The organism is Desulfovulcanus ferrireducens (assembly GCF_018704065.1).
GTDB lineage: Bacteria > Desulfobacterota > Desulfovibrionia > Desulfovibrionales > Desulfonatronovibrionaceae > Desulfovulcanus > Desulfovulcanus ferrireducens.
In genome coordinates this window covers 1-2,783 of record NZ_JAGUQP010000056.1, presented here as the reverse complement: position 1 = coordinate 2,783, position 2,783 = coordinate 1, and the positions used below count along the sequence as shown (strand labels likewise).

General features: G+C 48.3%; 3 protein-coding genes. All 3 read left to right on the top strand.

Translation table 11 applies throughout. From position 1 onward, the window contains the following. Positions 1-738, top strand: a 738-nt coding sequence (locus tag KFV02_RS11345; protein WP_289510158.1) for a nitrogenase component 1, incomplete at its 5' end; no start/stop codon positions are given. A 34-nt stretch (positions 739-772) separates the two neighbouring features. Then, positions 773-2,146: a nitrogenase molybdenum-iron protein subunit beta gene (gene nifK / locus KFV02_RS11340; RefSeq protein ID WP_252381664.1), complete on the top strand. Its 1,374-nt coding sequence runs from the start codon at positions 773-775 to the stop codon at positions 2,144-2,146. A gap of 134 nt (positions 2,147-2,280) precedes the next feature. Next, positions 2,281-2,583: a (2Fe-2S) ferredoxin domain-containing protein gene (locus KFV02_RS11335; RefSeq protein WP_252381663.1), complete on the top strand. Its 303-nt coding sequence runs from the start codon at positions 2,281-2,283 to the stop codon at positions 2,581-2,583. The last annotated feature ends 200 nt before the right edge of the window (positions 2,584-2,783 follow it).

The window sequence follows — 2,783 nt, the reverse complement described above, 5'->3', positions numbered from 1 at the left end:
TTTATTGGCATTAAGGCCATGGCCAAGTCCCTGCGTAAGATAGCCCGTGTTTTTAATGATCCCGAACTGACCGAGCGTATTGAAAAGGTCATTGAGGAAGAAACAGCCGAGGCCGAGGCAAAGATTGCTCCTTACAAAGAGCGTCTCAAGGGCAAGAGCGTTATGCTTTTTGTAGGTGGTTCACGGGCCCACCACTACCAGGATCTCTTTCGTGATTTGGGTATGGAGCCGATTGTTGCCAGTTATGAGTTCGCCCACCGCGACGACTACGAAGGCCGTCACGTTATTCCGACTATCAAGCTAGACGCGGACAGCAAAAATATCGAGGAATTGAAAGTGGAGCCGGACCCTGAGCGCTATAAACCAAGGATAGAACCCGAATACTATAAAGTCCTTAAGGAAGAAGGTGTGCTTGGTTCCTATGGCGGAATGTGGGAGGACATGGGCGAAGGCACTTTGGTTATTGACGACATAAGCCACATCGAACTGGAGTACCTGATCAAAAAGATGAAGCCGGATATGGTCTGCTCCGGAATTAAAGACAAGTACATTATTGAGAAGTTTGGCGTACCTTCCAAACAGCTTCACAACTATGATTACTCAGGTCCATTCGCAGGATTCAGGGGAGCGGTTAAATTTGCCCGCGAGCTAGACATGATGATCCACAATCCGGTCTGGGAACTACTCAAGGCTCCTTGGGAAAAAGGGCCGACACTTAAGGCAGAGTTGAACGGATAACCTAACAGGATAACTTTAGAGAGGAGAAGTTTTAATGCTCGACCATACGACCAAAGAAATAGTAGAAAGGCAGGGTTTGCGTATTAACCCTGCCAAAACCTGTCAGCCTATAGGGGCTATGTATGCAGCCTTGGGAATACATGCCTGTTTGCCACACAGTCATGGCAGCCAGGGATGTTGCTCTTACCATCGCAGTCACCTGACCAGGCACTATAAAGAGCCTGTCATGGCGACTACCAGTTCTTTCACCGAAGGCGCCAGTGTCTTTGGCGGAGCTCCAAACCTGCGCCAGTCTCTAAAGACCATTTTCCAGGTCTACGACCCGGACATAGTTGCGGTACACACTACTTGTCTGTCTGAGACCATAGGCGATGACATACCAACAATCGCCAAAAAAGCTGCCAGTGACGGTATTATCCCTGAAGGCAAGCTGGTCATCCACACGAACACTCCAAGTTACGTGGGCTCTCATGTTACTGGTTTTGCCAATATGGTTTCGGGAATAGTCAAGTACCTATCTGAAGGTGGAGAGAAGAAGGAAAACCAGGTCAATGTTATTCCCGGGTTTGTCGAGCCTTCTGATATGCGCGAAATAAAGCGCATCCTCCAGGTAATGGGAATTGATGGCATTGTATTCCCGGACACCTCAGACGTTTTGGATACGCCGATGCGTGGCGAATACCACATGTATCCCAAAGGCGGCGTAACCATCGAGGAGTTGAAAAGGACGGGCACAAGCAAGATGACCCTGGCTCTGGGCGCCTTTGCTTCGGAGCCGGCAGCCATAGCCTTGGAACAGAAGTGTGACGTACCTTTTAAGACCCTGGAAGCGCCTATCGGAGTCAAGGCCACGGACAAGTTCATCCAGGCACTCATGGATGTTACAGCTAAGGAGATTCCTGAGTCACTTATGGATGAGCGTGGTCGTCTGGTGGATATCATGACCGACTATCAGCATTATCTGTATGGCAAAAAGGTAGCGCTCTGGGGAGATCCTGATTTGATCGTGGGACTGACTGACTTTTTAAAGAGCATGGGTATGCGGCCCAAGTACATTATTACCGGTACTCCTGGAAAACGCTTCGAGAGGCAGATTGCAGAGGTCATGAAGGATGCTGATTGGGAGTATGTTTGCAAGCAGAACGCAGATCTCTTTTATCTCCACCAGCTCATCAAGAACGATCCAGTGGATCTTCTTATCGGTAATACCTACGGCAAGTATATCTCGCGGGCCGAGGATATACCCTTGGTACGATTCGGTTTTCCGATTCTGGATCGCGTAGGACACACCTACTTTCCTAAAGTAGGTTATAGTGGCGGAATCTATCTGATTTCCAATATAGTCAACACACTTCTTGATCGTGCCGACCGTGATGCTCCTGATGAGCGTCTGGAACTGGTCATGTAGTGGGTGGATGAGTGAATGAGGTGATGGGGGGAGTTGCGAAGTTCATAAGTTCACTAACGCTTCTCCCCATAAACCCATTTACCCACGACCTCATAAATTCATAATCCCATAAATCCAAATGAGAGGTCTATTTTATGGAAAAGCCAGACTATCACATTCTAGTATGCATGAGTTTCAGGGGACTGGAACCCAAAGGTAAATGTATCAAGCAAGGAGGAGGGGAACTGCTTCAATACCTTGAAAGCGAAATCGCGGACCGCGGTCTGAACGCCTTTCTTTCCAGTACTGGATGTTTGCAGTTTTGCGACCAGGGGCCTGTCATGGTCATCTATCCACAAGGATACTGGTACGGAGAGATTACAGACGAGGACCAGATCGATGAAATACTGGACGCGCTTGAGGAAGGCAAGGCCGCTGAAGAATACCTTCTTGCCTAGGGAGAACAGGTAGGCCTTTAGTCCTTAAGCTAGATAAGGAGTGCTGGGTGCAGGGTACAGGGTTTCCCTTTGAACTTTAAAAAAGCTTATCTCCTCAAAAAATAAAAGGTAGAAACTATGAGCATGAAGACAGCAGTTATTTTTGAAGAACGCAAGGACCAGATATACCGCAAAGGTGAGCAGCCTTTTGAGCTTGCCTG

Excerpts from the sequence above, each read along its gene's own strand:
- nifK (WP_252381664.1), top strand. The coding sequence starts at position 773 with ATGCTCGACCATACGACCAAAGAAATAGTAGAAAGGCAGGGTTTGCGT.
- KFV02_RS11335 (WP_252381663.1), top strand. The coding sequence starts at position 2,281 with ATGGAAAAGCCAGACTATCACATTCTAGTATGCATGAGTTTCAGGGGA.